This window comes from Streptomyces sp. NPDC007205, assembly GCF_040634095.1.
Taxonomy (GTDB): Bacteria; Actinomycetota; Actinomycetes; order Streptomycetales; family Streptomycetaceae; genus Streptomyces.
This window is the reverse complement of record NZ_JBEYEW010000169.1, coordinates 1-1,666: the sequence shown is the minus strand read 5'-3', so window position 1 is coordinate 1,666 and position 1,666 is coordinate 1. Positions and strand designations below refer to the sequence as shown.

The following is a 1,666-nucleotide window of genomic DNA, read 5'->3' as shown; positions in this document are numbered from 1 at the left end:
CTGGCCGGGGTGGATTTGAAGCGGTTGGCCCGGCTGGGGCTCGCGCCGATCTCCTCGTCGGAGGCGATGGCCTGGTTCGACGCCGCCCACACCACGGGTGACGCGGTGCTGGCCGTCACCAGGCTGGACACGACCGCCCTGCGCAACCAGAACCCGGACACCACACCCGCAATCCTGCGCGGCCTCGTGCCCACCGCTCCCCGACGGCGATCGGCCACCGCGAGCGGACCGGTCGAGGAGACGTCGCTCGCTCAGCGCCTGACAGGACTCTCCCGCGCCGAGCAACAGCGCGCGCTCAGCGATCTCGTGCGCACACATGTCGCCGGAGTTCTCGGCCATGCCGACGCGAGCGGAATCGCGGGCGACCGGCCCTTGCAGGAAATGGGCTTCGACTCGCTCACCGCCGTCGAACTCCGCAACCAGCTCAACACGGCGACCGGACTGCGGCTGCCCACCACCCTCGTTTTCGACCACCCGTCCCCTGACGCCCTCGCGGCTCATCTGTGGGACCGGTTGGACCTCGACGAATCGTCGGCGGATGTGTCCGTACTGGCGGAGCTCGACCGTATCGAAGCGGTGCTCCGCAGCGGCGACGGAACTGCGGAGTCCGGTCACGAACGGATCACCGCCCGGTTGCGGGAGCTTCTCGAACTCGCAGCCAAGGCCGGCAGTGCTGCCGAACCCGACGAGTCCGAGGACCTCGACTCCGCGACGGACGAAGAGCTCTTCGCCCTCCTGGACGACTTGGAATGACCGCGTCCCCGCCCACGGGGGCAGCACCCCGACCCGCATCCCTGACCACACCATCCCGGGAAAGCTGAGAGAACGTGGCTGACGAGGAAAAGCTCCGCGACTACCTCAAGCGGGCCATCGCCGATGCGCGCGACGCGCGCAAGCGCCTGCGCGACGTCGAGGACAAGCAGCATGAACCGATCGCCATCGTGGGCATGGCCTGCCGATATCCGGGAGGCGTGAATTCTCCGGACGAGTTGTGGCGGCTGGTGGCGGACGGTGTGGACGCGGTGGGTGAGTTCCCGGTCAACCGCGGCTGGAATCTGGACGAGCTCTATGACCCGGATCCGGCGCAGGCGGGCACCTCCTACACCCGTCATGGCGGATTCCTTTACGACGCCGACGAGTTCGACCCGGAGTTCTTCGGGATGTCACCGCGCGAGGCGCTGGCAGCGGATCCGCAGCAGCGTCTGTTGCTGCAGACGGCGTGGGAGGCGTTCGAGAGTGCCGGGGTCGATCCCGAGACGCTGAGGGGCAGTCGTACGGGCGTCTTCACGGGCGTGATGTACAGCGACTACGGGTCCCGACCCCACCTTCCGCCCGAGGACGTCGAAGGCTACCTCTTCAGCGGCAGTGCGGGGAGCATCGCATCGGGGCGCCTGGCCTACACATACGGTCTGGAGGGGCCGGCGGTCACGGTGGACACCGCGTGCTCGTCCTCCCTGGTCGCATTGCACCTGGCGGCCAACGCGCTGCGGCGGAACGAGTGCGACTTCGCTCTGGCAGGCGGCGCGACGGTGATGTCGACGCCGGTCGCCTTCGTCGAGTTCTCCCGGCTCCGTGGTCTCTCCGTGGACGGCCGGTGCAAGTCGTTCTCTTCGGCTGCGGATGGTACGGGTTGGTCGGAGGGTGTGGGTCTGTTGTTGGTGGAGCG

Annotated in this window: 2 protein-coding genes; both read left to right on the top strand. The window is 68.4% G+C overall.

The window, feature by feature from the left end; all coding sequences use genetic code 11:
- Positions 1–753 (top strand): phosphopantetheine-binding protein (locus ABZ624_RS42985; RefSeq protein ID WP_360101203.1); only part of this gene is annotated, 753 nt, incomplete at its 5' end.
- Between the two features lie 74 nt (positions 754–827).
- On the top strand, positions 828–1,666 hold an 839-nt coding region (locus tag ABZ624_RS42980; RefSeq protein ID WP_360101200.1), incomplete at its 3' end, for a beta-ketoacyl synthase N-terminal-like domain-containing protein.